This is a genomic window from Seinonella peptonophila, assembly GCF_900129355.1.
In the GTDB taxonomy this organism is placed as follows: domain Bacteria; phylum Bacillota; class Bacilli; order Thermoactinomycetales; family Thermoactinomycetaceae; genus Seinonella; species Seinonella peptonophila.
In genome coordinates this window covers 1-26,669 of the sequence record NZ_FQVL01000006.1, presented here as the reverse complement: position 1 = coordinate 26,669, position 26,669 = coordinate 1, and the positions used below count along the sequence as shown (strand labels likewise).

The 26,669-nt window shown below is 40.6% G+C and carries 22 protein-coding genes, 10 tRNA genes and 1 rRNA gene; 30 read left to right on the top strand and 3 right to left on the bottom strand.

Annotation, left to right across the window (positions count from 1 at the left end):
• Positions 1 to 11: 11 nt before the first annotated feature.
• Positions 12 to 1,784 carry an ABC transporter ATP-binding protein gene (locus BUB71_RS10865; RefSeq protein ID WP_073154873.1) on the bottom strand — a complete coding sequence of 591 codons (1,773 nt, stop codon included), beginning with the start codon at positions 1,782 to 1,784 and terminating at the stop codon, positions 12 to 14.
• Positions 1,785 to 2,013: 229 nt separating this feature from the next.
• Between BUB71_RS10865 and BUB71_RS10860 the strand changes: the two genes are divergently transcribed.
• The 17 genes from BUB71_RS10860 (at position 2,014) to tsaD (ending at position 10,364) form a co-directional block, all read left to right on the top strand.
• A complete protein-coding gene (locus BUB71_RS10860; RefSeq protein WP_084731445.1) occupies positions 2,014 to 3,333 on the top strand; it encodes an alkaline phosphatase in 1,320 nt (439 codons plus the stop codon).
• A 433-nt stretch (positions 3,334 to 3,766) separates the two neighbouring features.
• Positions 3,767 to 5,041, top strand: coding sequence for a serine/threonine-protein kinase (locus BUB71_RS10855; RefSeq protein WP_073154872.1), 1,275 nt, complete (start codon positions 3,767 to 3,769; stop codon positions 5,039 to 5,041).
• A 201-nt stretch (positions 5,042 to 5,242) separates the two neighbouring features.
• Complete coding sequence (locus BUB71_RS10850) at positions 5,243 to 6,529, top strand: cation:proton antiporter (RefSeq protein ID WP_073154871.1); 1,287 nt, start codon at positions 5,243 to 5,245, stop codon at positions 6,527 to 6,529.
• 226 nt (positions 6,530 to 6,755) lie between these two features.
• Positions 6,756 to 6,831: transfer RNA gene (locus tag BUB71_RS10845), tRNA-Glu, on the top strand.
• Positions 6,832 to 6,907: transfer RNA gene (locus tag BUB71_RS10840), tRNA-Val, on the top strand.
• Between the two features lie 5 nt (positions 6,908 to 6,912).
• Positions 6,913 to 6,989: transfer RNA gene (locus BUB71_RS10835), tRNA-Asp, on the top strand.
• Positions 6,990 to 7,000: 11 nt separating this feature from the next.
• A tRNA-His gene (locus tag BUB71_RS10830) sits at positions 7,001 to 7,076 on the top strand.
• Positions 7,077 to 7,080: 4 nt separating this feature from the next.
• Positions 7,081 to 7,155 (top strand) — tRNA-Gln (locus BUB71_RS10825).
• Positions 7,156 to 7,165: 10 nt separating this feature from the next.
• Positions 7,166 to 7,241: transfer RNA gene (locus tag BUB71_RS10820), tRNA-Lys, on the top strand.
• Positions 7,242 to 7,250: 9 nt separating this feature from the next.
• Positions 7,251 to 7,334: transfer RNA gene (locus BUB71_RS10815), tRNA-Leu, on the top strand.
• 4 nt (positions 7,335 to 7,338) lie between these two features.
• Positions 7,339 to 7,425 (top strand) — tRNA-Leu (locus BUB71_RS10810).
• A gap of 15 nt (positions 7,426 to 7,440) precedes the next feature.
• Positions 7,441 to 7,517, top strand: a tRNA-Pro gene (locus BUB71_RS10805).
• 60 nt (positions 7,518 to 7,577) lie between these two features.
• Positions 7,578 to 7,651: transfer RNA gene (locus BUB71_RS10800), tRNA-Gly, on the top strand.
• 87 nt (positions 7,652 to 7,738) lie between these two features.
• Positions 7,739 to 8,161 (top strand): tRNA (adenosine(37)-N6)-threonylcarbamoyltransferase complex ATPase subunit type 1 TsaE, encoded by a 423-nt coding sequence (gene tsaE / locus BUB71_RS10795; RefSeq protein WP_073154870.1) that lies wholly within the window; start codon positions 7,739 to 7,741, stop codon positions 8,159 to 8,161.
• Between the two features lie 5 nt (positions 8,162 to 8,166).
• Positions 8,167 to 8,874, top strand: coding sequence for a tRNA (adenosine(37)-N6)-threonylcarbamoyltransferase complex dimerization subunit type 1 TsaB (tsaB, locus tag BUB71_RS10790; protein WP_073154869.1), 708 nt, complete (start codon positions 8,167 to 8,169; stop codon positions 8,872 to 8,874).
• Between the two features lie 10 nt (positions 8,875 to 8,884).
• Positions 8,885 to 9,373, top strand: coding sequence for a ribosomal protein S18-alanine N-acetyltransferase (rimI, locus tag BUB71_RS10785; RefSeq protein ID WP_073154868.1), 489 nt, complete (start codon positions 8,885 to 8,887; stop codon positions 9,371 to 9,373).
• A complete protein-coding gene (gene tsaD / locus BUB71_RS10780; RefSeq protein WP_073154867.1) occupies positions 9,336 to 10,364 on the top strand; it encodes a tRNA (adenosine(37)-N6)-threonylcarbamoyltransferase complex transferase subunit TsaD in 1,029 nt (342 codons plus the stop codon). Before rimI ends, tsaD begins: the two co-directional genes overlap by 38 nt.
• Before the next feature lie 5 nt (positions 10,365 to 10,369).
• On the opposite strand, the gene BUB71_RS10775 is transcribed toward tsaD, so the two are convergent.
• The gene (locus BUB71_RS10775; RefSeq protein ID WP_073154866.1) at positions 10,370 to 12,241 is read right to left on the bottom strand and encodes an ABC-F family ATP-binding cassette domain-containing protein; all 1,872 of its coding nucleotides are present in this window, start codon (positions 12,239 to 12,241) and stop codon (positions 10,370 to 10,372) included.
• Between the two features lie 183 nt (positions 12,242 to 12,424).
• Here BUB71_RS10775 and BUB71_RS10770 point away from each other — a divergent pair, with 183 nt between their 5' ends.
• The 6 genes from BUB71_RS10770 (at position 12,425) to BUB71_RS19585 (ending at position 16,983) form a co-directional block, all read left to right on the top strand.
• A complete protein-coding gene (locus BUB71_RS10770) occupies positions 12,425 to 13,006 on the top strand; it encodes a 5-formyltetrahydrofolate cyclo-ligase (protein WP_073154865.1) in 582 nt (193 codons plus the stop codon).
• Between the two features lie 104 nt (positions 13,007 to 13,110).
• Positions 13,111 to 13,788 carry a redox-sensing transcriptional repressor Rex gene (locus tag BUB71_RS10765; RefSeq protein ID WP_073154864.1) on the top strand — a complete coding sequence of 226 codons (678 nt, stop codon included), beginning with the start codon at positions 13,111 to 13,113 and terminating at the stop codon, positions 13,786 to 13,788.
• Positions 13,789 to 13,802: 14 nt separating this feature from the next.
• Complete coding sequence (tatC, locus tag BUB71_RS10760) at positions 13,803 to 14,537, top strand: twin-arginine translocase subunit TatC (protein ID WP_084731443.1); 735 nt, start codon at positions 13,803 to 13,805, stop codon at positions 14,535 to 14,537.
• Positions 14,538 to 14,677: 140 nt separating this feature from the next.
• A complete protein-coding gene (gene groES, locus BUB71_RS10755; protein ID WP_073154863.1) occupies positions 14,678 to 14,959 on the top strand; it encodes a co-chaperone GroES in 282 nt (93 codons plus the stop codon).
• 55 nt (positions 14,960 to 15,014) lie between these two features.
• Positions 15,015 to 16,652, top strand: a complete 1,638-nt coding sequence (gene groL / locus BUB71_RS10750; protein ID WP_073154862.1) for a chaperonin GroEL — start codon at positions 15,015 to 15,017, stop codon at positions 16,650 to 16,652.
• 160 nt (positions 16,653 to 16,812) lie between these two features.
• The gene (locus BUB71_RS19585; protein ID WP_175552346.1) at positions 16,813 to 16,983 is read left to right on the top strand and encodes a hypothetical protein; all 171 of its coding nucleotides are present in this window, start codon (positions 16,813 to 16,815) and stop codon (positions 16,981 to 16,983) included.
• 158 nt (positions 16,984 to 17,141) lie between these two features.
• Here BUB71_RS19585 and BUB71_RS10745 read toward each other — a convergent pair whose 3' ends face one another.
• A complete protein-coding gene (locus BUB71_RS10745; protein WP_073154861.1) occupies positions 17,142 to 17,999 on the bottom strand; it encodes a phosphotransferase enzyme family protein in 858 nt (285 codons plus the stop codon).
• Positions 18,000 to 18,191: 192 nt separating this feature from the next.
• On the opposite strand from BUB71_RS10745, the gene BUB71_RS10740 reads away from it, so the two are divergent.
• The 7 genes from BUB71_RS10740 to BUB71_RS10710 all read left to right on the top strand — a co-directional run.
• A complete protein-coding gene (locus tag BUB71_RS10740; protein ID WP_073155012.1) occupies positions 18,192 to 19,073 on the top strand; it encodes a cation diffusion facilitator family transporter in 882 nt (293 codons plus the stop codon).
• A gap of 92 nt (positions 19,074 to 19,165) precedes the next feature.
• Positions 19,166 to 20,704, top strand: coding sequence for a glutamine-hydrolyzing GMP synthase (gene guaA, locus BUB71_RS10735; protein ID WP_073154860.1), 1,539 nt, complete (start codon positions 19,166 to 19,168; stop codon positions 20,702 to 20,704).
• A 482-nt stretch (positions 20,705 to 21,186) separates the two neighbouring features.
• Positions 21,187 to 22,335, top strand: a complete 1,149-nt coding sequence (locus BUB71_RS10730) for a peptidase MA family metallohydrolase (protein ID WP_073154859.1) — start codon at positions 21,187 to 21,189, stop codon at positions 22,333 to 22,335.
• Positions 22,336 to 22,452: 117 nt separating this feature from the next.
• A complete protein-coding gene (locus tag BUB71_RS10725) occupies positions 22,453 to 23,781 on the top strand; it encodes an NCS2 family permease (protein WP_073154858.1) in 1,329 nt (442 codons plus the stop codon).
• A gap of 425 nt (positions 23,782 to 24,206) precedes the next feature.
• Entirely contained in the window at positions 24,207 to 25,406 is a 1,200-nt protein-coding gene (locus tag BUB71_RS10720; RefSeq protein WP_073154857.1) for an MFS transporter, read from the top strand.
• Positions 25,407 to 25,461: 55 nt separating this feature from the next.
• Positions 25,462 to 26,136 carry a uracil-DNA glycosylase gene (locus tag BUB71_RS10715; protein ID WP_073154856.1) on the top strand — a complete coding sequence of 225 codons (675 nt, stop codon included), beginning with the start codon at positions 25,462 to 25,464 and terminating at the stop codon, positions 26,134 to 26,136.
• 209 nt (positions 26,137 to 26,345) lie between these two features.
• Positions 26,346 to 26,669: ribosomal RNA gene (locus BUB71_RS10710) — 16S ribosomal RNA — on the top strand; the annotation flags it as partial.

The following is a 26,669-nucleotide window of genomic DNA, read 5'->3' as shown; positions in this document are numbered from 1 at the left end:
AATCTGAAGCATCAAGATTGATGCTCATGTGACCGATTCCATTTGAATTGCTGTTGAACCAATTGTTGATAGAGGCGATGACTCGATAGCAATTGGTCGTGAGTCCCTTGACCAGTTAATCTCCCTTGTTCGATCACTAGAATTTGATCAGCATCGATTACTGTTGAAAGCCGATGGGCAATAATTAATGTGGTTCTGCCTTTCATCAGGTTCTGTAATGCTTTTTGGACGACTTCTTCTGCCTTTGAATCAAGATTTGATGTAGCCTCATCTAGCATAAGAATTTGAGGGTTATGCAGAAGCGCTCGGGCGATTGCGATCCGCTGACGTTGACCACCTGAGAGTTTGATTCCTCTTTCTCCAACTTCACTATCATATCCTTTTGGCAGTTGACTAATAAATGCATCCGCAAATGAAAGCTTTGCTGCCGAAACGATTTCTTCATCTGTAACCTCACGCTTCATTCCATAACTTATATTTTCGCGAATCGTGCCTGCTAGTAACGGACTTTCCTGTGATACATAGCGAATTTGATCTCGCCAATTTTGAAGCGAGAATGTTTGAATCGATTGTTCACCGAGCAGGATTTCACCAGAAGTTGGTCTGTAAAAACGCTCGATTAAAGAGAATAAGGTCGTTTTTCCACCGCCGCTTGGTCCCACAATAGCTGTTACTTTTGCAGGAGGAATCGTTACATTTATATCTTTTAAGATATAATTTGGCTCATCGATTTGCTGATAAGTAAATGAAAGCTGTTTGATATGAATCGGTTGATTGGAGTGAATGGAGGGTGCATGTGTTACTTTTGGCTCTGTTTCCCACTCTAGCATTTCAATCATTCTTTCTGTGGCACCAAATGCTTTTTGTAAACTTGTAAAAAATTGAGTCATCATGGTGAGTGGCATGAGAATTTGGAATAAGTACATGATATAGGCAACCAATGCGCCAGCGCTCAAAGCATGGGTTGCGACACGGTAACCTCCATAACCAATCACGAGTCCTAACATCAACATCATAATCAATGACATAAACGGTTGAAGAATAGCAAACACCTTTGCTTCTTTTAATCCAGATTGACGTAGATTTTCAATTGATGCTTCGCCATTTCTTTGTTCCACATTTTCTGCTGTATATGCTTTCACCAATCGAATTTCAGAGACAACCTGTGTTAAAACGCTTGTAAACTTAGCAGTTTCTGCTTGTAATTGCTTTGAGATTTGATAAATTTTATTACCAATCGGTCGCATGACTAGAAACATAATAGGGACAGCAATCAACATAATAAGGGTCATCGACCAATCAAGATAAAATAAGAGACAAAGCGAACCAATCAACGAGATCATACCTGTAAAGATCGAAATCAGTTGTTTGGTGATCAGTTCTTTTACAATCGTAGTGTCATTATTAATTCGACTAATACTTTCTCCAGAACGATGTTGATCAAAGTAGGAGATTGGTAAATAAAGTGTATGCTTCCATAATCGTTTGCGAAGGTTTGCGACAACCTTTTCTCCTAGAAAGGCTAGATAATAAGTAGAAAAAGCGCCAGATGCAGCTTGAATAAGAAAAGCTCCCGCCAACATACATATTTTCATGATGTTTAAACTTGATACTGAGAGTACATCGATTAAATCTTTGGTAAACCAAGGAACAATGAGTCCAGTTGTGGTTTGAAGCAAAGAGAGGATCAAGATAAGTATGATGGGCCCTTTTGGCAGTGTCGAGAATTGAATCAGTCGAAGCAATTGTTTCAGATTTATTTTTGTGATTTTATTCTCTTTCATAAAAGAACTCCTTACCTATGATTTCGAGTTTAATGAAATCGAAGCACTATTTTCATATTCTAAAATCAAATCCATTACAGCTATATAAAATGAACGTCTTTGGACAGTCTCGCATTTTTCAAATTTTTGTTTGTACAATGCTTTTTCCCATCTTAACACGCTTTATGTGAATGAATTTATTTATTTTATCATAAAATTATATATATCAATTGCAGGGAGTAGATCGGTGATGAAAATAGTTGTTTCCCTCTTGATCATGCTATTGCTACAATCGACTTTGCCTTTGAGGATTGGTATAGAGCAGGCACAATCGCAGCTTAAACCAAAAAATGTGATTCTTTTCATTGGCGATGGAATGGGTATCTCTTATTTATCTACATATCGGTACATGCAAAATGGTGAACATCAAAGACCATTGAAGCAGACTTTTTTTGATCAATATTTAGTTGGATTTCAAATGACCCAATCATCTGATCCAAAAGAGGAGATTACGGATTCTGCAGCAGCGGCTACCGCCATGGCAACAGGAAAGAAAACATATAACGGGGCGATTGCCGTCGATCTACATAAAAAACGAATCAAGACAATTTTAGAAGAGGCAAAACAAGTTGGTAAATCAACAGGACTTGTCGTAACCACACATTTAACGCATGCAACTCCTGCTGCTTTTGCTGCACACGAAGTTCATCGATCGATGGAGAACCAAATTGCTGATGACTTAATAGACGATAAGATCAACGGGAAGCCCAAAGTGGATATCTTATTAGGAGGCGGACGGGACTTTTTTGTACGCAATGATAGAAATGTTGCGGCTGAATTTGTGCAGGCTGGATATCAGTTCGTTCAAAATCGACAACAATTGCATCATGGCGGAGACCATATCTTAGGTTTATTTTCTCCAAAGGCGATGCCAAAGGCAATTGATCGACCTGCACAGATGCCCCATTTAGCAGAGATGACGAAAGCAGCGATTAAACGTTTGAGCAAAAATCCAGATGGTTTTTTTCTAATGGTTGAAGGAAGCCAAATTGATACGGCTGGTCATGATCATGATATTGTAGCGGCGATGAGTGAGGTGAATGAATTTGAACAGGCTGTTCAAGCTGGTGTAGACTTTGCAAAGCAAGATCAAGAGACGCTTGTCTTAGCTACCGCTGATCATTCAACAGGAGGACTAACAGTTGGCAATGGGGATGGCTATCGATTTACTCCACAAGTGATTAAGCAAGTGAAACATACACCTGATTTAATTGCCAAAGAAGTGCTGAAATCAAAAGATATTGAGGAGACTTTAAAGAAGCATATTCAGTTTCCGCTTCGCCAAGAGGAGATACAACGTGTGAAATTAGCTGTCCAATCAAAAAATCTAGATCAAGTAGATCAAGCATTAGAGACAATTTTTACAAAGCGTTCACGGGTCGGCTGGACCACAAATGGACATACAGGAGAAGATGTGCCGGTCTATGCATTTGGCCCTGGAAAGCAGCATTTTACTGGTTTGCTCGATAATACCGAGATTGCGAAAGAACTGTTCACATTCATTAAGTAGTAGCCGGATCGGAGCGTCACGTGAACCACAATCACAAACCGATCATACATGTAGAAAGATCGAATGAGCGGGTGAAGTGGTGATCGGCAAAGCTCTATTTCTAGCGCTACAAATCCTTGTTAAGTGTAGCGAAGAATAGGTGGTAGTATTATCTGCACACGCCATGCTCACCTCTCGCTAAGAGCTAACGCTCCAAGTCTCACGATGACGCGCATAGCCAAGTTGGTACCCTCTGAGCGAGCAGACACGGCGCTGTGAAGACACCTTCGTAGCCGGAAATGGAGTCGTGAAATATTTGATAGAAATCGACTTTGTTTACAAACGCTATGAGGTGACTCATATATATTAAAAATAGAAATATATCTAATTAACAATGTTTTGATTTATGGTATGCTAGTAACATGGATGGTTGCATGGAGGTGGTTAACGATCCGTGTTTACAAATCGGCGATATGATCAATTACAACTCATTGAGGAAAGTGAAACCGGAAAACTTTTTCGGGCAAAAGATACAATCGAAAATCGATTTGTATTGATTAAAACAGTTTTGAAGCAAACCGTTCGTCCAGTAAGAAATATGAATACATTTAAAGAGATCGAACATACAAATTTAATCAAAATATATGATATAGAAACAGATGAACAGCCACCTTATATTGTAATGGAGGATATGCAGGGAGAGTCCCTACAGTCCATGATCAAAAATGAAGCTCCACTACCAGTTGATAAAGCGTTAGCAATCGCAATTCAACTATGTGATGCGCTAGCGTACATACATGATATGGGTATCCAACATCAGCAAGTTCAGCCACGTCATATTTTTTGTACAAAACAAGGCATATTTAAGCTTCTGTATATGGAAGCGCCAAATCTACATGAAGATCAACATTTACTAATAGAGGATGAGGTGCGTTTTTATCTCGCGCCTGAGCAGTACCAGGGATTTTATCTTAGTAATTCGACCGATTTATATGCATTGAGTATTGTTTTATATGAGATGGTAACAGGTAAAACGCCTACGCAAAATGGGCGGGATCATCAGGTTTTGGTTGACCAAGCGATTTTTGATCCTGACCATATTGGCGTAGAATTGCCAGCTGAATTAATAAAGTTGATTCAACAAGGAATTAGCATTAGGAGATATAAGCGCTTTCAATCGGCTGAAGAGATGAGACAAAAACTACTCAATGTTTATTATCAAGTTTGTCAAACAAGCATCGTAAAAAGCTCTGCATCTCAAAAGCAGGTAGAAAACGGTTCAAATGAAAAACTGAAGTTTGTACAAATCAAACAATATCGTTGGCGCATTGTTGGTACAGTTGCTGTGATGATGTTTGTCTTTTTGTTAGTTGGCAATTCTGTCATGGATCGTAATCTTTTTTCCGTTCCTGAAACAAAAAGTCAGCATGATTTTGTAACGAAAAGTATTTACGCACCTTATGAACAGCCTGAACGGATGGAGTTAAAGGAATTACATGCCATTACCAACAAGAAATCAGATCGTCAAACGATTGTTAAAAAGTCAGATCGTCAAACAGAGCATAAACAAGAATCAAAATTAACTACTGCACATAAAGATCACAGTAAGCAGACAACGCAAACAACAAAGCCAACCTCAACTTTGATGATGAGTGGAGTAAACCGAAGTACAAATAATAAGAAAACTGTTTCACCATCCAAAAAGGTAGATACATTACAGACACGTTGATGCAAAAATCCTTGTTAACACAGAATCATAAAGTATAATGAATTCATATGGACAAACTGATGGATTGCTTCTTTTGTAGGAGATAGGAATTATTTTTATATTTACCAAATGAATAAATATGTTTGATCTGGAGGAGCCTGTCAATAAGACCCGTATTGGGTCTTTGACAGGCTCTTTTTATTTTGAAAGGAAGAGAAAAATATGCATTCAGCCGTTGTAGAAGCTGCACAACACATTTTACTCAACATCCTGTTCATCTTTATCGTTGCTACTATTGCAGGCGCTTTAGCAGAGAAGATAAATATTCCAGATGTTGCAGTCTTTTTAATCGCCGGAATGCTGATTGGTCCCAGCGCTTTTGGCATTGTAAATATTCCTTCCAATTCAATTTTAAATGAAGGCATTTTATTAATAGGAGCCGCCTTTATCCTATATCATGGAGGTACGATCACACATTTAAATGTGCTCAAGCAGGTTTGGATTTCGGTTACGCTTCTTGCTACCTTGGGTGTTGTTATTACAGCTGCCGTGGTTGGATTCGCAGCTAACGTATTATTCCATATACCACTAATGATAGCTTTCCTACTGGGCGCAATATTAGCCTCGACTGATCCAGCTGCACTCGTGCCAATTTTTTATAAATATCCAATTCGAAATAAGGTTGCGCAAACAGTTATAACAGAGTCTGCCTTTACAGATGCTACTGGGGCAATTTTAACGACAATGATAATCGGCATGCTGATAAGATCTTCATCCATATCTGGGGATATTTTTCTCCAATTTCTCCAACTTTCTCTTGGAGGGATCATAATTGGTGCAGTGATTGGATTTATTACAACTTTTCTGATCTCAAATCATCGCTTGGCTGTGTTTCAAGGATTTGTGCCCACAATGATCACCATTGCTGTATTCGCAAGTTTCCTAGTAGCGGAGAAATTGCATACAAGTGGTTTTATGAGTGTTTTTGTAGCAGGGCTGATTTTTGCAAATGCTGATGTTTTTCGGATTTCAACCGAGGTAGAAGTAGAGCAAAAGGCACATGCATTTCTTGAAACAGTTAGTTTAAAAATGCGGATGTTGATCTTTGTGTTATTGGGTAGCCAGATTCAATTTCATGTTTTGGCGAAATATGGTTGGATTGCCTTGGCTATTGCGATGATCTTCATCTTTATAGCTCGTCCGCTAACCGTGCTAGCTTCACTTTTACCGGATCGACGAGCAAAATGGCAGAAAAATGAGTGGCTTTTCTTTTTTTGGACCAGGGAAACAGGAGTGATTCCCGCGGCTTTAGTTGGTATGATCGGAGGAATGGGAATTCAATATATGGACTTTTTGGTCGCAAGTACTTTTGTAGCGATTCTGAGTACTATTCTGCTCCAAGCAAGTACAACACCTTGGGTGGCCAAGAAGCTAGGATTGTTAGATTTGTCAACTCGAAAGCAAAAGTGGTCTACAGTAGTGAATGAAAACAACGAATTGGATGAATAGCTACCCTTCCGCTAAGTTGCTCCCGAAATGGAGATTTGCTGATCACCTCACCACTCGCTTCATTAGGTTTTTTTATTAAGATGGGGAGTGATCAATTAATCGGTGAAATATTGATATTATCGTTCTATCTAAATTTTTTGCAATAAAATCTAAAAAAGTCCTTTACAAAGATATAAGTTATGTGTTAGGATATTCTCGTTGTCTCACATAAGAGATTCACAAAACTGGCCCGTTGGTGAAGCGGTCAACACACCAGCCTTTCACGCTGGCATTCAGGGGTTCGAATCCCCTACGGGTCACCAGGACGCTTAGCTCAGCTGGGAGAGCATCTGCCTTACAAGCAGAGGGTCGGCGGTTCGAGCCCGTCAGCGTCCACCATATGCGGAGCTGTAGTGTAGGGGCCTACCACGCCTGCCTGTCACGCAGGAGATCGCGGGTTCGAATCCCGTCAGCTCCGCCATATGTTTTGCGGCGGTCGTGGCGAAGTGGTTAACGCACCGGATTGTGGCTCCGGCACTCGTGGGTTCGATTCCCACCGATCGCCCCATTTTTGGGGAGTAGCCAAGTGGTAAGGCAACGGACTTTGACTCCGTGACGCGTAGGTTCGATCCCTACCTCCCCAGCCATTTGGTACTAGAGCCATTAGCTCAGTTGGTAGAGCATCTGACTTTTAATCAGAGGGTCGAAGGTTCGAATCCTTCATGGCTCACCATTTTCATATGCGGGTGTGGCGGAATTGGCAGACGCACTAGACTTAGGATCTAGCGTCTCTGACGTGGGGGTTCGAGTCCCTTCACCCGCACCAATATGCGGTCGTGGTGGAATCGGCAGACACGCTGTCTTGAGGGGGCAGTGGCCTATCGGCTGTGCGAGTTCGAGTCTCGCCGACCGCACCAACCTTATACGAACACCGGGGTGTGGCTCAGTTTGGCAGAGCGCCTCGTTCGGGACGAGGAGGTCGCAGGTTCAAATCCTGTCACCCCGACCATCGTCTGAATGAAAAAAAGGCTTGTCAATTTGTATCATTTCGGTTATAATGGATGAACATGCGGATGTAGTTCAATGGTAGAACATCAGCCTTCCAAGCTGAATACGTGGGTTCGATTCCCATCATCCGCTCCAAACGAGATCGCAGTTTATAACTGCGGTCTTTTTTCGTTGTAGTTAGGTGGGTTATACTAGTGACAGTTGTAGAAAGTGAGGAGAAAAATGAAACAGATTGCTAGTTGGGACTTAGCAACGGTTGAGGCAACGCAAGAGCTAGGTGAAAAGCTAGCGAAAGTATTGTTCCCTGGTGATGTCTTAGCGCTTGAAGGGGAACTGGGAGCAGGGAAAACCACCTTTGCTCAAGGAGTGGCTCGAGGACTTGGGATTACTGAAACGATTGATAGTCCTACTTTTACAATTGTAAAAGAGTATCCAAGTAAACTGCCACTCTACCATCTGGATCTATATCGTTTACAAACTTCAGAAGAAGCGCTTGACTTTGAGGAGTATTTTTATGGAGATGGGATATGCCTGATTGAGTGGGCGACAAGAGCAAAGGATTGGTTGCCTGAAGAGACATTTTGGTTACATTTTTCCGTCGGTGAAGAAGGCAGCCGACATCTAACTCTTACGTATAAGGAGTGACCCCGATGAGAACATTAGCGATTGATACGTCAACAATGGTGATGGGTGTCGCAATCTTGGAACAAGATCGTGTGTTAGGAGAGATGGTAACCAATTTGAAGAAAAATCACTCTGTCCGTTTGATGCCTGCAGTCTCTCAATTGCTGTCTGAATTAGACTTAAGTGTCTCAAACATTGATCAAATTGCGGTCACCAATGGCCCAGGTTCTTATACGGGAATTCGAATTGGTGTCACCACAGCTAAAACCTTATCTTGGGCTGCGCGGTTACCTCTTTACAGTGCTTCTAGCTTAACTGTTTTAGCGCATAATGCTGCTCATTTTCCAGGTTTGATTGTACCGCTTTTTGACGCAAGGCGTTCTCGTGTCTATGCAGGGGTATATCGCAGATTGATTGATCAGTTAGAGCCAGTTATTCGACCACAGGTCATTCATATCGAGCAGTTAATAAAGAAAGTGGTTTCTTTGAATGAGCCAGTTCTCTTCCTTGGTGAAGATGTAGAGATACATCGCTTAAATATCGAAGCCTCTTTTTCTTCGAGACTCTACTTTGGTCAAGGAGGGGAAAATATACCACACCCGAGTCATCTAGGTTTGATTGCCTGGAGGAAACACTTGGACAATGAACCGCCTGAAACGGATGATTTTGCGCCTGACTATCTGCAATTAACCGAGGCGGAAGCGAAGTGGTTGCAGAAAAATAGAAGGGATTGACCAAAGAAAAATGATTCATTCGCAAGTCCGCTTTCGTTCGATGCAGATTTCTGATCTAGCAACCATTTTATCTATTGAACGAGAAGCATTTCCAGATCCTTGGACTAAAAAAATCTTTCAAGATGAAATTGAACAAAACCATTTAGCTCATAATTTTGTATTGGAGCGATTTGAGGAGGTAATCGGATACTTTGGTTTATGGCGTGTATACGATGAAGCACAAATTACAAAAATCGCGATTGCTTCCTCACATCGTGGACAAGGTTGGGGGCAAGTCTTAGTTAGTGGGTGTATGGAGTTAGCAAAGTGTTTAGATGCTAATCGTATGACACTTGAAGTTCGCGTATCAAATATAGCCGCTCAGCGACTATATGAAAAAATGGGCTTTCAATCAGCAGGAATCAGACCTAACTTTTACACTGTTGAACCAGAGGATGCCGTAATCATGTGGGTGATGATAAATGAAACAACCAAAGAAAACGTATGTATTGGGAATTGAAACGAGCTGTGATGAAACAGCAGTAGCCGTTACCATGGATGGAAATGAATTATTAAGCAATTGCATTTCTTCACAAATGGAGATTCATCAGCGATTTGGTGGCGTTGTTCCAGAAGTTGCTTCACGCCGGCATGTGGAACGGATCACGATCATGATTCAGGATGCGTTAGAGCAGGCTGGTATTGCCCTTCAAGACATTTCAGCCATTGCAGTGACACAAGGTCCAGGATTAGTTGGAGCATTATTAATCGGAATCACGGCAGCAAAAGCACTGTCGTTAACAACAGGGATTCCATTGGTTCCTGTTCATCATATTGCAGGTCATATCTATGCCAATCACTTGGTTCGGCCATTACAATTTCCCTTAGTCTCTCTTGTTGTATCCGGAGGTCATACAGAATTAATCTATATGGAAGCGCATAATCATTTTGAGTGTTTAGGAAAGACGAGGGATGATGCTGCCGGAGAGGCATATGATAAAGTGGCACGCTTGATGGGACTTCCATATCCAGGTGGACCTCCCATTGATCGCCTGGCACATGTTGGTATGGAAACATATAATTTACCACGTGCTTGGCTAGAACTTGATTCACTTGATTTTAGTTTTAGTGGGTTAAAATCAGCAGTAATGAATGTCATACATAATGCAAATCAGCGTGGTGAGGAGATCCAAGAAGCAAATCTCGCTACTAGTTTTCAACAATCTGTAATCGATGTATTGATCGAGAAAGCGATGCGTGCAGTCAAAAAGACGGGTGTGAAAAGATTATTATTAGCTGGAGGTGTTTCAGCAAACCGTGGTTTGCGTTCACAGTTACAAGCGCGGTGTGATCAAGATGGTATTTATTTGCAGATACCACCAATCGAGCTATGCACAGATAATGCTGCAATGATTGCCGCGGTTGGAACATATCAATGGTGGGCTGGCAATGAAGCCGCTCTAACGCTTAATGCCGAGCCCAACTTAAAGATGTCTGCGGTTCATCGTTGATAGGGTTATACATCATCATCAACAAGCTTTAGCCACTGCTCTGTTTTTTTCTCTAGTTGTTTTTGATAATCTAATAGCTCTTGTTCGTACAGATGTAATTTTTGATGATTTTCAAAGACTTCAGGTTGGCAGAGGATCTGCTCTACGTTAGCAATTTGTCTTTCCAACTGAGCGATTGCTTCTTCAAGTTGAGCGACTTGACGTTGCTGCTGTTGATGAGACTTTTTTTGCTTATGATGGTCTGTTTTTTGCTGTACTTCTTTGGTTCGTTGTTGCTGTTTCTTATGTTGAGATTTTTGCTCCAGATATGATTCATAATCCCCCTTAAAGATTGTCAGTCCTTTTGGAGACAGCTCCCAGATTTGATTGGCAATCCGCTTGATCAAATAACGATCATGAGACACAAATAGCAATGTTCCAGGGTAGGCATCTAAAGCAGTTTCCAATCGCTCTTTGCTGATGAGATCAAGATGATTAGAAGGTTCGTCTAATAGGAGAAAATTAGATCGACCGAGCAGTCTTTTTAACAAGGAGAGTCTAGCTTTCTCCCCTCCGCTAAGGCTGCTCACTTTTTGAAAAACTTCATCTTGCGAAAAGAGAAATTGACCTAGAAATGAACGGATCGCTGCTTGATCATATTGTGGGAACGAATTCCAAATTTCATCAAGAACGCGATTTTCTGAGGATAAATCACGTTGTTCTTGATCATAGAGATCTAGGCTCACTTGATGTCCGAGTTGAAAGTAGCCAGAGAGCGGCTCTTGCTTGCCTGCCAATGTATGAAGTAATGTCGATTTCCCTACACCGTTTGGACCAAGTAAAGCAATACGTTCTCCTCGCCTGATTTCAAAGGAGAGAGGTGACGTTAGCGGTTCCTCATACCCGCAGCAAAGTTGCTTGGCAGTTAATACTAACTGACCACTTGGTCGTTCAATTTCAAAACGAATCGCCGCTTTTTGTTGATTCTGTTTGGGACGATCAATTCGTTCCATCTTTTCTAATAATTTACGACGACTTTGCGCTCTTTTGCTCGTCGTGGCGCGTACAATGTTGCGAGCAACAAAATCTTCGTGATGTTTTCGCTCTTGTTCTTGTTTTTTCCAATTCTTTTCTTGCTCTGCACGAGCTGCTTCTTTTAATTCTACATATTTTGTATAATTACCAGTATATTGCTGAAGTTGGCCATCTTCTAGTTCCCAGATCTGCTCAACAAGTCGATCTAGAAAATAGCGATCATGCGAGACGACTAAGAATGCTTTTTCATAGTTGATCAGCATCTGTTCTAACCATGTGAGCGCATTAAGATCTAGATAGTTTGTTGGTTCATCTAGAATTAATAAATCAGGTTTTTCTAGTAGCTGTCGAGCAAGTGCTAATCTTGTCTTTTGACCACCGCTCAGTTCAGATACTTTTTGTTCATGCCAATCGAGTGAGCCAAGTCCAAGCCCTTGTAAAGCGCTTGATATGGCTGTTTCATATTGATATCCACCCTCCTTGCCAAAATGAGTCTCTAAATTTGCATAACGATTCAATAATTTTTCATCAGCCTGATGGCTCATCTGTTGTTCAAGTTTACGTAGATCCTGTTCAATCGTTAACAGGTGTGTAAATGCTTGTTTTGCTTCTTCCCAGATGGTTTTACCTGACGAAGTCTCAATCGATTGCTTTAGATAAGAGATTTTGACATGGCGACTGTGATGAATTTGACCATGATCAGCAGAGAGCTCACCCGTCAATATTTGTAGTAACGTCGATTTTCCGGCGCCATTTACGCCGATCAAACCAATCCGATCCCGCCTATCTATTTTTAAATCTAGCGATGTAAAAACTTCATGTCCGCCAAACGATTTTGCTAATTGATTTGCCTGTAATAACATGGTAGTGAGCGACCTCTCTATCAATTCTATTCAAGTATCTCAGCTTAGGAGTATTTGGTTTTATTTAGGGATGAAGCTTTTATGGCAACGATACTTATACCAGTCTGAGATATCTATTCATCGTAACAAAGGTATTAATAAAGGGCAACTTTGCCTAAATTGATTCAGAAAGGAAAAAGAATCATGATAACAGATAAGCAGCTTTTGCGAAAGCAAATGCGTGGTTATCGACATGTATTGCCAAAAAGCTATCGCATCAAAGCCTCTCGGCAAATCTCACAGCGTTTAATCCGTTTTTTAGAAGCGAAAAAATTGAAACAGATTTTATTATATTGGCCGATTCATGAAGAAGTTGATCTTCGCTTGGTTGCAGAATATTTTTGGAGCAATCAACTAGAAGTGATTCTACCCGTTGCGGATCAGATTCAGAAGCAGATTACCTGTTATGCTGTTCGCTGTGTTGATCAACTTCAGACAGGTAGTTATGGAATCATAGAACCAGATCCGGCTTTAGCCCGATTGGTTGATCCAAATGAGTTAGAAGCAGTGATTGTACCAGGTGTAGCCTTTGACAAACGAGGATACCGTTTAGGGTACGGTGGAGGGTATTATGACCGGTTTTTCATGAAAAATCCACAGTTGCTGTCAATCGGGGTTGCCTATCCAGAACAACTTTGTTCATCTGTATATGCTGAAAGTTATGATCAAACAATCACGATCTTACTCACCCCAACCAATCTCATATACTTTCTTGAAAAAAATTGAAAAACGGTAAGATCATAGCTTCATATAGAATGAATTATGGTATATTGACATTATGCACTTTTGTGCGTTTCATCACAAAAACTCGCTTCAAAGGAGGTAATCTCGTGGCTGATCAAAAAATTCCTCAAGTAACGGCGAAGCGATTACCACTTTATTATCGTTATCTAGAAAAGCTACACGCGATTGGTAAACAACGCGTTTCATCGGCAGGATTAGCAGATGCTTTGCAGATTGATCCTGCTACAATCCGTAGAGACTTTTCCTATTTAGGTGAATTAGGGAAAAAGGGTTACGGTTATAATGTTACATATTTACTGCAATTTTTACGTGATTTTCTAAAACAAGATGAAGTGACAAATGTGGTACTCATTGGCGTTGGGAACCTTGGAACTGCATTATTGCGATATAATTTCTATCGTAGTCATAATACCAAGATTGTTGCTGGTTTTGATCAAGACGTTAGTAAAGTAGGAACAGAAATTGACGGAATTCCGATATTCGCGATGGATCGTCTCAGTGAAGTTTTAGCACTTCATCATGTTGAGGTTGCGATCTTAACTGTTCCAGCTAGTGTTGCGCAAGCGACTACAAATTTTTTAGTCAATGCTGGAATTCGGGGGATTCTTAATTTTACGCCAGCAAGACTTAATGCTCCATCCAATATTCGCATCCATCATATTGATCTAACAGTAGAGTTACAAACGTTAATCTATTTTTTGAAGAACTTTCCAGCTGAAGAGGATGTGAATGACTTTACGCTTAATAGCGATGGAGATGATTAAAGGGGATTTTTGAGATGTATGACGATACTCAGCCTTTGACAGAACATTTAGAAGAGCTAAGAGTACGGTTGATGTGGGTGGCTGTATGTTTTTTATTAGGACTCATTGTTAGTTTGATCTTTGCCGATGATATTTTCCGTTGGATTCGCCATGATGCTTTGCATGGGATTACTGTGCATGCCTTAGCACCAGGAGATTCCTTGAAAATTTACATGCAGATTTCCTTCATTTGTGCTTCTGTCATTACAACACCTGTGATATTGTATCATCTATGGCAATTTGTAAGTCCAGGGCTTAGAGAGAACGAACGCCGAGCTACATTGATCTATATACCGATTATTTCGATACTCTTTTTAGTGGGATTATCCTTTGGTTATTTTGTTATTTTTCCTTACTTGATTCAGTTTACTACCCAGCTAAACCATCAGTTTGGAATCGTGGAAACGTATGGTATCTATCAGTATTTTGGCTTTATGGTAAATGTGATTGTTCCGCTTGCTCTCTTTTTTGAGCTGCCTGTTGTGGTTTTATTTTTAACTCGACTACGGATCATCTCTTCAGTCATGCTACGCAAGTTTCGTCGTGCTGCTTATTTTTTGCTTGTTATTATTGCTGCAATTATTACACCGCCCGATTTGATTTCAAATATATTGGTCTGGATTCCATTGACGTTATTGTACGAAATTAGTATTTGGGTCGCTACTTGGATGGAAAAAGGAATTGAGTCTATTGATCCAGAAGATGAATAGTGAAAAACAATCTTATTTTTTTGGTTTGGGTCTTGCAAAATTGGTTCAAGATGAATATGATAGGAATTGATGTTAGCACTCAACATTGTCGAGTGCTAACAAATTTGAAAACGAATGTTAGTGAAGGAGGTTGTTAAACCATGATCAAACCTTTGGGTGATCGTGTGGTCTTGGAGCCAGTAGAAAATGAGGAGAAAACTGCTAGCGGTTTGATTCTGCCCGAGACTTCAAAAGAAAAACCACAAGAAGGACGTGTGGTTGCAGTTGGTTCAGGACATCTTGAGGATGGCAAACGTGTACCACTTGAAGTAACAGAGGGACAACGAGTCATTTTTTCTAAATTTGCTGTAACGGATGTAAAGTACGATGGTAGAGATTATCTGATCTTGCGTGAAAGTGATATCTTAGCAATTGTTGAGTAATCTCAACTGAATGAACGAATTTGAATTTTACATAGCATGAAAGGGGAAGGTACAAGTGGCGAAAGAGATTAAATTTAGTGAAGAATCTCGCCGGGCAATGCTGAAAGGCGTTGATTCCTTGGCAGACGCAGTCAAAGTGACCTTGGGACCCAAGGGACGTAATGTTGTATTAGAAAGAAAGTTTGGTTCACCATTAATCACTAATGATGGGGTTACCATTGCAAAAGAAATCGAACTTGAGGATGCTTTTGAAAACGCAGGTGCGCAATTGGTTAAAGAAGTTGCATCAAAAACGAATGATGTGGCTGGTGACGGAACAACCACTGCAACAGTGCTTGCTCAAGCGATTATCCATGAAGGATTGAAAAATGTAACAGCTGGTGCCAATCCAATGGTAGTTCGCAAAGGGATTGAAAAAGCAGTTAAAGCAGCAGTAGAAGAAATCCAAAAGATTGCACAACCAATTGAAGGAAATCGAATTTCCCAAGTCGCAGCTATTTCTGCAAATGATGAAGAAGTTGGCGAACTCATTCAAAAAGCGATGAAAGAAGTCGGCAACAATGGTGTGATCACAGTTGAAGAATCAAAAGGATTTAACACTGAACTAGCTGTTTCAGTAGGTATGCAATTTGATCGTGGATACTCCTCTGCATACATGGTAACAGATAGTGAGAAAATGGAAGCAGTTCTTGAGAAACCTTACATTTTGATCACAGATAAGAAAATCTCAAGTCTCCCTGATATTTTAAACTTATTGAACACTTTTGCAGAACAACGTCAACCTCTCTTGATTATCGCTGAAGATATCGAAGGGGAAGCACTATCAGCAATGGTGCTCAACAAAATCCGTGGTGTGCTAAATGTAGTAGCAGTAAAAGCTCCAGGATTTGGTGATCGCCGTGAAGCGATGCTTCAAGATATTGCTGCGCTTACTGGTGGTCAGTTCGTAACGGATAAGCTCGGTCTTGATCTGAAAAATATCGGTATGGAGTCTCTTGGTCGTGCACGTCTCGTCCGTGTAACCAAAGATGATACAATTATCATTGATGGTGAAGGTGAACAAGCAGATGTAGATGCTCGTGTAAATCAAATTAAGCAACAAATGGAAGAGACTTCTTCAGAATTTGATAAAGAGAAATTGCAAGAACGCCTTGCTAAATTAACCGGTGGTGTAGCTGTGATCAAAGTTGGTGCAGCAACTGAAACCGAGTTAAAAGAGAAAAAACTTCGCATTGAAGATGCTCTAAATGCTACACGCGCTGGTGTGGAAGAGGGTATTGTTGCTGGTGGTGGTACAGCATTCATCAACGCAATTCGTGCTGTAGAAGCATTAGAAGAGTCAATGCCTGCTGGTGATGAGAAAACAGGTGTTAACATCATCAAACGTGCATTAGAAGCACCAATTCGTCAAATCGCTCAAAACGCTGGATTAGAAGGTTCTGTTATTGTTGAGCGCCTCAAAAGAGAAGAGCCAGGTATTGGTTATAACGCTTTAGCTGGCGAATGGGTTGATATGATTCAAGCTGGTATCATTGATCCTGCAAAAGTAACGCGCTCTGCCCTACAAAATGCAGCATCTGGTGCAGCGATGTTCCTTACAACTGAAGCAGTTGTCGTGGATAAACCAGAAGAAAACAAAGGTGCAGCCGTTCCTGATATGGGTGCTATGGGCGGTATGGGTGGCATGATGTAAGTGAAGCCATCAGGAGCCACAAAAGAGTCCTTTCGGACTCTTTTTTCTATGATGCTAAAGGTAGGCACTTGATCATATTGACTAATTTCCCCATTGCTGAATCAATGTTTTTGATATAATTGTATAAACATTGGCATAGAGACGGTATACGGAGGCAGACATGGCTATTCGTGAAGAAGTGGTACCTTTTGGGGAACCCTACGAGGGGGATGATCCTCGTTTCAACCGCGTCAAGAGGGAAGAAGCCCCAACCTTCGCTAGGATTTTAGAGGAGCAGAATAAGCCCCGTAGTATTCTTCCGAGAAGGAAGAAGAAGAAGACGGGGGAGTAGCTCGCCCCGTACATGACGAGCCCTAGTCGGGCAAATACGGCAAGAACCGGATCGGCAAGAGTGATTGACTTGCTGGTCCGGTTCTTGTCATTTAACAAATATAGAGATCATCCAACTTGAAAATGAGGACAGTTAAAAAGTCGTCCGCATTCTTTTATTTAAATCCACCTTTGGAGTTCTTTGAATAATCTTCGAAATTCTATAAAGAACTCGATTTGTTCATACTGATCAGAGTCAAGTTGGTTTTCTTGGCGATATCCTTCTATAAAAGCAAGTAAGAAGCGGGTGAATAAATCTTCATATTCACTGGGTTGTAATAGCTCTCGCACCTCATGTAGGGCAATCGCGATATCATATGTATACCAATGGCGTTTAATCCGAGTCATATCATAGATAGCAAAATGTTCTTGGCGGCTGAGGAGGCAGCTTCCAATTCGTAGATCGTTTATAATTAATCCATATGACTCTGGATTCTTTGGAAATGTACGAATTCTCGCTTTTAGTTGCTCCCATTTCTTTAACTCTCCCCGACTGACAGGTGAAAAGTCACGATGATAAATTTCTCCTTCATCCCATTCATCTAAGTCTTGACAAGAAGTAGAAAATTCTTGAGATAGTCGATGTATTTTGCCCATTACTTGTCCAAATTGGCGAAAAAAGCGGTCTTGCCAAGATGAACGTTTTGTCAGATTAAATGGCTCACCCTCTAATTGTTCAAAGGAGACAGCAGAAAAAGGTAAGGGAAGCATAGCAATCATTTCAATAAAATGATTATTTTTAGAGGTGACTGGACGAGGGATATCAAGCCCATTTTCCCTTAAATAGTTCATCCAGTTTAATTCGATTTCAATTAATCGCGGGTCCTTTGCTGCAATAGAGTAAAGTTTTAAAATATATATTTTACCGTCACGCTGATAGGAATAGACATGTTCATGATTGCCTCCGATCAATTCTAGTGATGAAGTAGAACCTTGGAAGCGTCGACATGCCTCCACGACATTTTCTCGAATCCACATGTTTATATTCACCTTCAAGCTCATAGTGATCTCACGTCATTTACCGTTATATTATATGATTGGAATGGTGAATGACGTTTCTTTAAAATGAAATTGACTTTATTTTCTATCATAAATATGAAATGAAGAAACGTGAATAATACTCTTTATCGTTGCATTTTGTCAGGAGGAGTGTGAAGCTCTTTGTTACCTGTGGATTCCCAAAAACAAAGAGAAGCCCAAAAAGGGGTCTGGATCGGAATTGTTGCCTATGTACTTTTAGCTACTGTGAAGATTACCATGGGTTATTGGTCTCATTCACAAGTTATGGTTGCAGATGGTTTTAATAATAGTTCAGATATCCTCCTCTCAGTAGCCATTCTGATTGGACTGATGGTATCAGGTCAACCCGCAGACCATGATCATCATTATGGGCATCATAAAGCTGAGTATATTGCTACATTGGTTGCTGCTTCTTTTATGCTTTTAGTTACACTTCAAATATGGATTAACGCACTGATATCATTTTTTCAACCCTCAGATGTAAAGATTCATCCTTATGCTATTTACATTTCTATTTTATCAGCCTTGCTCATGTTTTGCGTCGCTTTCTATAATTTTCGATTAAGTCGTAAAACAGATAGTGCCTCTTTGCGTGCTGCCGCTGCTGATAATCGAGGAGATGCTTTTGTTAGTTTGGGTGCCGCATTGGGTATCTTAGGCTCACGATTGGGCTATGCTTGGATCGATCCAGTCGCGGCGATTATTGTTGGAATTTTGATTGTAAAAACAGCTTGGTCAATAGGTAAAGAGGCCATTCATGCACTGATGGATGGGTTTGATGCAAAACGACTTCTAGAAATTGAGCACCATGTAGAGCAGATTGAGGGGATTGGTGAAGTGAAAGCAATTCGTGCTCGACAGCAGGGGAAATATATATTGGTTGAAATGACGGTTGGCGTACACCCGGATCTCTCTGTACAAGAAAGTCATGAGCTGACCGAACGAGTGGAACGTATGTTAGTTGAGTCCATGCAAATACGCCATATCCATATCCATGTTGAACCGCTACAAAAACATGATCAAACATCATAGCTTCCCAATTGAAGTGGGGTTTGGTATGATGTTCTGTGATTCTAGAATATGTATGAACGAGTCAATTAAAATTGTGAACAAGAGGGATGAAGATGGGAAAACCGATGGAACGAGTGATTGTACTCGATTTTGGAGGTCAATATAATCAATTAATTGCTAGAAGAATTCGAGACTTAGGTGTATTTAGCGAACTTCTACCCCATACATTACAAGCTGCTGAGATAAAAGGGTTGAACCCACGTGGGATTATCTTTTCAGGAGGTCCTAATAGTATTTATGAAGAGGGCGCATTAAAATGTGATCCTGAGATTTTTTCATTAGGTATCCCCATTTTGGGTATTTGTTATGGAATGCAATTGATTGTTGATCATTTTGGTGGCGGTGTTGAACCAGCTACAAAACGAGAGTATGGGAAAGCACAAATTGAAGTAATATCCGAAAGCCCCCTTTTACAGGATTTACGTCAGGATGGACAAGTATGGATGAGTCATAGTGATTTAGTGATGAAGCCACCTGCTGGGTTTACTATAGATGCAAAAACTGAATCAGCTCCGATTGCAGCGATGAGTAATCCTTCTCAGTCGATCTATGCAGTTCAATTTCATCCGGAAGTACAACATACTTCAAAAGGACATGATTTACTACGTCGATTCCTTTATGATATTTGTCAATGTGAGGGGAATTGGAGTACCAATACGTTTATCGAGGATACGATTGCTGAAATCCGTCAGATAGTTGGGCAAGAGAAAGTCCTCTGCGCTTTAAGTGGCGGTGTAGATTCCTCCGTAGTAGCTGCTTTAATTCATAAAGCAGTGGGTGATCAATTAACATGTATGTTTGTTGATCATGGCCTTTTACGAAAAGGCGAAGCAGAAGGTGTGATGGAGACTTTTGCAGAGCATTTTAAGATGCATGTAGTGAAGATTGATGCAAAAGAGCGGTTTTTAAACAAGCTAGCAGGGGTTACAGACCCAGAACAAAAACGAAAAATCATTGGAAATGAATTTATCCATGTTTTTGAAGAAGAATCTCAACGCTTTGGTGATCACCGTTTCTTAGGTCAAGGAACGCTTTATACAGATATCATTGAATCTGGAACTGCCACCGCACAAACGATTAAGTCACATCACAATGTCGGTGGACTGCCAGAAGAAATGGAGATGGAATTAATCGAGCCTCTCAACACACTTTTTAAAGATGAAGTGCGCCTTGTTGGTGAAGAACTCGGTTTACCTAAAGAGATCGTTTGGCGTCAACCTTTTCCAGGCCCTGGCTTAGGAATCCGCATTATTGGCGAAGTGACCGAAGAAAAACTAACTATTGTTCGAGAGTCAGATGCAATCTTACGAGAAGAAATTAAAAATGCAGGATTAGACCGTGAGATATGGCAATACTTTACAGCTTTGCCTGATATGCGTAGCGTTGGTGTCATGGGTGATGTGCGCACATACGCCTATACGATCGGGATTCGTGCTGTTACTTCCATTGATGGTATGACCGCAGATTGGGCGAGAATCCCCTATGATGTCTTAGAGAAGATTTCCAATCGGATTGTAAATGAAGTGGATCATGTCAATCGGGTTGTATACGATATAACATCTAAACCCCCTTCTACCATTGAATGGGAGTAAAATAAGCTTTCAGACAAGATAGTGGTTCCGTCAATATTTCACGCTGCATAGATGAATGGATGGTGCCACATCTGTTCGCCTAGGGCGGTATCAACTCGGCTATGCACGTCATAGTGAGATTTGCTAGTGTTAGCTGCTTAGCGAAACTTGTTCACGGCGTGTGCAGACAGTGTTACCGCCTATTCTTCGCTACACAGACGTGGCTGAGTAGTGCCTAGTAAAATGCGGGTGATGGAGCATTTTTTCCGCCTGCCGCAATATATGGACTCCACGATTGCTTTTCGTTCTACCTGCCGCAATATATGGACTCCACGATTGCTTTTCGTTCTACCTGAACGCTATTATCCTTTCTTCTAACAAATTATTTTTCCGTCCGTCTGTACCCATACTTCATGGTATGGGTTTTTTTATTGAAAATAGGTCAAACTAGATGCGTACATATTTATCGATCAAGTAAAGATGATAACAAGGCGGGAAAGAGGATGACTTTATTGAAATTGATTTTACTCATCTCTATCGCTTTCCAGACACTTGGCGGCACTTCAGATCATTCGGATCAACAGTATATTATGAAAGAAATCAGACATGTGATCGCTAAGCGAGAATGGGCGATCAACCGGAAAAATTGGCGAATTTATCGCCAAACAATCATAAATCAATCACACTATCTTCAGGAGCAAAAGCGCTGGTTTGCTGATGCGATTCGCTATATTGACCCATATACTTATGATTTACGGCTTAAGCGTATTGAATTAAAGGGAAAACGAACCGTTCAGGTCTGGATTGAACAAAGATATCGAAAACAAAGACGGAAAATATCGAATGTCTTTCCACTCATTTTTGTACAGACTTCAAAAGGGTGGCAAGATAGTGATTTCCCATTTTACTGTTTAAACCAGGCAGGAATAAATGTCTGCTATACAGACCAATCCCTAGAAGAAAAAGCACATGTTGCGTTGGATATAGCAAGACGCGCTCGGTATGTTTTGCACCAACGTTTTTCATGGCATCCTGAACGTATTAAAATTAAACTTTACCATCAACCAGCATGGTTTCGTCAATCAGTAAAGCTATCATTGCCTAATTGGGCAGGAGGATGGAATGAAGCTCGTCAATCAATTAAGTTAGTAACCCAGCGAGAGCCCCTTCATTCATTCGCTGCGGGCATCGTCCATGAAGAGACGCATCAGATGGTAAGTGACCTGACAAAAGATAATGCTGCATATTGGCTTCAAGAAGGAGCTGCCATGTACTATGAAGCAAAGTTGCTTCCAGGTTTACATGAGGAGGTACCAGAACATCGTTTGATTCATCCGCTCTCCTTAGAACAGCTTCAGAAGATGAATCTAGAACAATTGAATGATACAGATGCCAGCCGTTATTATATCTCTTGTTACCGTTGGTTTTCATTTCTTTTGAATCACTTTGGAGAAGGGAAGATGAAACAGTTATTAACCAAATTGGGACGTTATTCGACGATTGATGTTGATTCAAGCGATAAAATTTCGATATTAAACAAACGAACCCAATTAGAGCTAATGAGAACTTTTGGACAAACTTTTAAAGAGCTTTCTTCCTTGGAAAGAAAGGATCGGATTGAATCACAACCCGAACATGTAATGCCAGATTGATAGAAAATAGGATCGAGCAAATGTATAAATTAAGTTATAATCAGAATGAAATCATTTTCTATGTGTTTATTGAGGATGATTCATGATGAACTTATAAGAAAGGATAAGGAGTAACAAATGAGTAATCAAGACATAGCATGGTATGCACGTTATTTTCGTTTTACCGAACATGGAACAAATCTGCGGACAGAGATTTTAGCAGGTGTTACCACATTTTTTACAATGGCATATATTTTCCTTGTCAATCCATCTATATTGAGTAAGACGGGTATGAATTTTGGTGCCGTTTTTGTCGCTACTGTGATTGCTTCCATCATTGGTACTTTATTGATGGGGCTGCTTGCCAATTATCCCATTGCGCTTGCTCCTGGAATGGGATTAAACGCTTATTTTACCTATACCGTCGTTTTGGGAATGAAAGTACCTTGGCAGACAGCCTTGGGAGCTGTGTTTATCTCTGGTCTTATATTTTTATTGTTAACTGCTACAAAAGTGCGGGAAATGATTATTAATGCAATCCCAAGTGGGCTGAAATATTCCATTTCTGCAGGTATTGGCTTTTTTATCGCCTTTATAGGGTTAAAAAACGCAGCGATCATTGTACCCTCAGAAGCTACCATCGTTAGTTTAAGCCCGCATTTTGCGAGTAAGTCAACATGGCTTGTCCTGTTTGGATTACTTGTTACTGTGATTTTAGTCGTACGTAAAGTAAAAGGGGCTATTTTCATCGGGATGGTCTTAACGGCGATTGTTGGGATGTTATCTGGACAAATCAAGCCGCCTACCCAGTTCTTTTCATTACCACCGAGTATAAAACCCACTCTATTGCAACTTGATTTAGCATCAACCTTAGAATTGGGTCTCGTAACAATTGTATTTGCATTTTTATTTGTTGACTTATTTGATAATGCAGGAACCTTAGTAGGTGTCACAACTCAAGCCGGTTTGCTAAAGGATGGAAAATTGCCTCGTGCGGGCAAGGCTTTAGTAACCGATTCAATTGCGACAATGTCTGGAGCTGCCTTAGGTACTTCAACCGTTACTTCTTATATTGAATCAACATCTGGCGTTGCTTCCGGGGGACGTACAGGTATGACTTCAGTTGCAACTGCCTTTTGTATGCTTTTGTCACTTTTCTGTTTTCCCTTAGTTGAACGCTTTGCTTCGGTCAGTGCTATTACAGCGCCTGCGTTGATTATTGTTGGTGTCTTGATGGCAAATAGTCTACGGAAAATTGAATGGGAAGACTTAACGGAAGCGATTCCTGCTTTTGTTACAGTCATCGCTATGCCCCTAACATCGAGCATTGCCACAGGAATTTCCCTTGGCTTCATCCTCTATCCTTTGTGTAAAGTGGTAGTTGGAAAATGGAAGGCTGTTCATCCTATCGTCTATATTTTAGGTGTGCTATTTATCTTACGCTTTATCTTTTTGGAAGGAATTTAAGCAGGAGGGTAAATGCCCAAGGGGTTTTTCAGATTGTAGACAAAGTATAAGTCGATTTCTTTTCTGGAAGTCAAGGTTTATGCACTCCGTGTTATTGAAAAAGATGGATGCCTCCAGTTCAGGCTACGAAGGTGTATGCAAGGCGCCACGCCTAGACAAATGTGGGATTAGGAGCATTTGTCCGACCATGGCAAACCATCTCCTCCTTTAAACATGCTTTATTTTCATTTGATTTTTCACCAAAATATAGGTTTTCATCAGTCTGTAAAACCCCGGCCAGGGGTTTTTTCTTATAACTCATTTTCTTAGCAATCTCAACTTGTAGCAGAGGGAGTACTCTTAGGCAATTTGGATAGATGAATTGAAGTCTTTTCTGTATATTTATATAAGGAGCATCCTTTTTGAATGGAACCTAAAAACCGGAGGTGCTTTTTCTGAAGTTACACCGTTTTGCAAAACGTTTTTTGGTAGCGCAATTTCTTTATCGATTTGCCTCTGCATTTTCAAAAATTTTTATCAGTATTTTTCTTTGGAGAATGGAGCAATCTTTAAAGTTGCTGGCGCTTTTTTTTATCTATCAAGCAATAGGAGTGCTCTTTTCTTATCCGGTTTGCGGTTGGTTTGCACGAAAAACAAGCCCATTACTTTCATTTCGATTTGGTGTTGGCTTATATGCTGGAAGTTATGGTCTGCTCCTTTATTTTCAACAACAGGCGTTAAGTATCTATGTCCTGATTGCCTTATTGATGGGGATTGCTGAGAGTTTCTGGTCAGTTGGAACACATGTTGTAACAATGAATCGAGTCGCGCACACACTACGTGATCGCTTTTCACACATTGAAAATTTGCTAAATTCCTTATCAGGGATGATCGCTCCTTTTATCGCAGGTCTATTAATTGTGCAATTTAGTGGTTTTTTTGGCTACTTTATTGTATTTGCATGTTCTGTTTGCTTATTTATTGCCTCTATTATTAGCTCATTCTGGATTCCAAATGAATGGAAGGGAACTCGTTCTTATTTGCGGGAAGTGATTCGCCATCGTTCAAAAGCATGGTACTTCCTACTAACAGCTACTTTTTTTTGGGGAGCCGTTGACGGCTTGATGAAATCATTCCTGCTGACGATGGCAATTTATTTTATTGTTCACTCAGAATCGTGGGTAGGTACTTTTACTTTCTTGATGAGCAGCACAACCGTTTTCGCCTCTTTTTATTATGCGAAAAAAATTGTTCCTGAAAACAGACGCTTCTACTATTTGCTAGCAGCATGGTTTTTATTGATTGTTACAGTGCTACTAACAATTGAGCCCACATTTTCAGTTTTAATATCGTTTGTCATCATTCTTGGTCTGGTTTCACCTGCGTTGGAAATACCCATGCAGACCGTTATGTATGATGTGATTGAGCATGAATGTGATCAAGAAGATAAATGGCTCGATTTCATTGTGATAAGAGAAGTCCCTTTAGGTCTGGGCCGAGTAGGTGGCTTAATTCTTTTTATCTGGGCAAATCAATGGATTGAAAAAAATCATTTTTTATTCATTACTTTAATTGCAGTTTCGCTATGTTATCTGTTGAATGTAGTATTTATTCGAACTGATAAAAGAAAATTCCCTTTGCAATGATGATTTCTGTTTGAGAAAATAGGGGAGATATTGCTAATAGAATGGGGAGTAGTTCATGACAATTCTACAAAATGATTGGGCTCATGTAATCGGGGAAGAATTTGATAAACCCTATTACCAGCAATTACGTCAATTTTTAGTCGACGAATATAACGATCAGCGAATTTATCCTGATCGCTATGAGATATTTTCAGCCTTAAATCTTACAGGTTATGAAGATACAAAAGTCGTGATCTTGGGTCAAGACCCTTATCATGGAGCTGGGCAAGCACATGGACTCAGTTTCTCTGTGAAGCCAGGTATTCGTATTCCGCCCTCGCTCAAAAATATCTATAAGGAACTGGCGGATGATCTAGGCTGCACAATTCCAAATCATGGATTTTTAGAAGAATGGGCAAGACAAGGTATATTATTGCTGAATACAGTTTTAACGGTTCGTGAAAGTAAACCTAATTCACATAAAGGAATGGGTTGGGAAGTGTTTACAGATCAGGTGATATCGGCGTTAAATGAACGTAATCAGCCTGTTGTGTTTATTCTTTGGGGGCGTCATGCACAAAACAAAAAAGCATTGATTACAAATCGTCATCACTTTATCATCGAGTCAGCACATCCAAGTCCATTTTCGGCGCGAAATGGATTCTTTGGTAGTCGTCCATTTTCAAAAACAAATCAGTTTTTGGAAAGTATCGGTCGAGACCCGATCAATTGGCAGATTACTCCCCGTTAACCGATATCGAGACTCCCATGAAAAGGGAGTCTATTATTTTTATAAAAAACTGTTGACATGTTTAGTTTGAGATGCTATAGTATTTCTTGTCGCCACAAACGACATGAAACAACAAAAACATTCATCAAATAGATGAAGCATCAAGTTGTTCTTTGAAAACTAAAGAGTGAACATGTACCTGTAATTCTTATTGAGCAAGACAAACTTTTTTAATGAAGAGTTTGATCCTGGCTCAGGACGAACGCTGGCGGCGTGCCTAATACATGCAAGTCGAGCGCGGGAAGCCTCTTCGGAGGTGGAACGAGCGGCGAACGGGTGAGTAACACGTGGGCAACCTGCCCGCAAGACTGGGATAGCTCCGGGAAACCGGAATTAATACCAGATAAACATCTTTTCCGCATGGAAAAGATGAGAAAGGTGGCTTCGGCTGCTACTTGCGGATGGGCCCGCGGCGCATTAGCTAGTAGGTGAGGTAAAGGCTCACCTAGGCAACGATGCGTAGCCGACCTGAGAGGGTGATCGGCCACACTGGG

What these genes read in the sequence shown, in the direction of transcription:
- tsaE (WP_073154870.1), top strand. Translation starts at nt 7,739, where the DNA reads ATGAAACAGATTGCTAGTTGGGACTTAGCAACGGTTGAGGCAACGCAA.
- rimI (WP_073154868.1), top strand. Translation starts at nt 8,885, where the DNA reads ATGATTCATTCGCAAGTCCGCTTTCGTTCGATGCAGATTTCTGATCTA.
- BUB71_RS10730 (WP_073154859.1), top strand. Translation starts at nt 21,187, where the DNA reads ATGACTTTATTGAAATTGATTTTACTCATCTCTATCGCTTTCCAGACA.
- groES (WP_073154863.1), top strand. Translation starts at nt 14,678, where the DNA reads ATGATCAAACCTTTGGGTGATCGTGTGGTCTTGGAGCCAGTAGAAAAT.
- BUB71_RS10715 (WP_073154856.1), top strand. Translation starts at nt 25,462, where the DNA reads ATGACAATTCTACAAAATGATTGGGCTCATGTAATCGGGGAAGAATTT.
- tsaB (WP_073154869.1), top strand. Translation starts at nt 8,167, where the DNA reads ATGAGAACATTAGCGATTGATACGTCAACAATGGTGATGGGTGTCGCA.
- guaA (WP_073154860.1), top strand. Translation starts at nt 19,166, where the DNA reads ATGGGAAAACCGATGGAACGAGTGATTGTACTCGATTTTGGAGGTCAA.
- BUB71_RS19585 (WP_175552346.1), top strand. Translation starts at nt 16,813, where the DNA reads ATGGCTATTCGTGAAGAAGTGGTACCTTTTGGGGAACCCTACGAGGGG.
- BUB71_RS10745 (WP_073154861.1), bottom strand. Translation starts at nt 17,999, where the DNA reads ATGTGGATTCGAGAAAATGTCGTGGAGGCATGTCGACGCTTCCAAGGT.
- BUB71_RS10865 (WP_073154873.1), bottom strand. Translation starts at nt 1,784, where the DNA reads ATGAAAGAGAATAAAATCACAAAAATAAATCTGAAACAATTGCTTCGA.
- BUB71_RS10850 (WP_073154871.1), top strand. Translation starts at nt 5,243, where the DNA reads ATGCATTCAGCCGTTGTAGAAGCTGCACAACACATTTTACTCAACATC.
- BUB71_RS10860 (WP_084731445.1), top strand. Translation starts at nt 2,014, where the DNA reads ATGAAAATAGTTGTTTCCCTCTTGATCATGCTATTGCTACAATCGACT.
- BUB71_RS10775 (WP_073154866.1), bottom strand. Translation starts at nt 12,241, where the DNA reads ATGTTATTACAGGCAAATCAATTAGCAAAATCGTTTGGCGGACATGAA.
- BUB71_RS10725 (WP_073154858.1), top strand. Translation starts at nt 22,453, where the DNA reads ATGAGTAATCAAGACATAGCATGGTATGCACGTTATTTTCGTTTTACC.
- tsaD (WP_073154867.1), top strand. Translation starts at nt 9,336, where the DNA reads ATGAAACAACCAAAGAAAACGTATGTATTGGGAATTGAAACGAGCTGT.
- BUB71_RS10770 (WP_073154865.1), top strand. Translation starts at nt 12,425, where the DNA reads ATGATAACAGATAAGCAGCTTTTGCGAAAGCAAATGCGTGGTTATCGA.
- tatC (WP_084731443.1), top strand. Translation starts at nt 13,803, where the DNA reads ATGTATGACGATACTCAGCCTTTGACAGAACATTTAGAAGAGCTAAGA.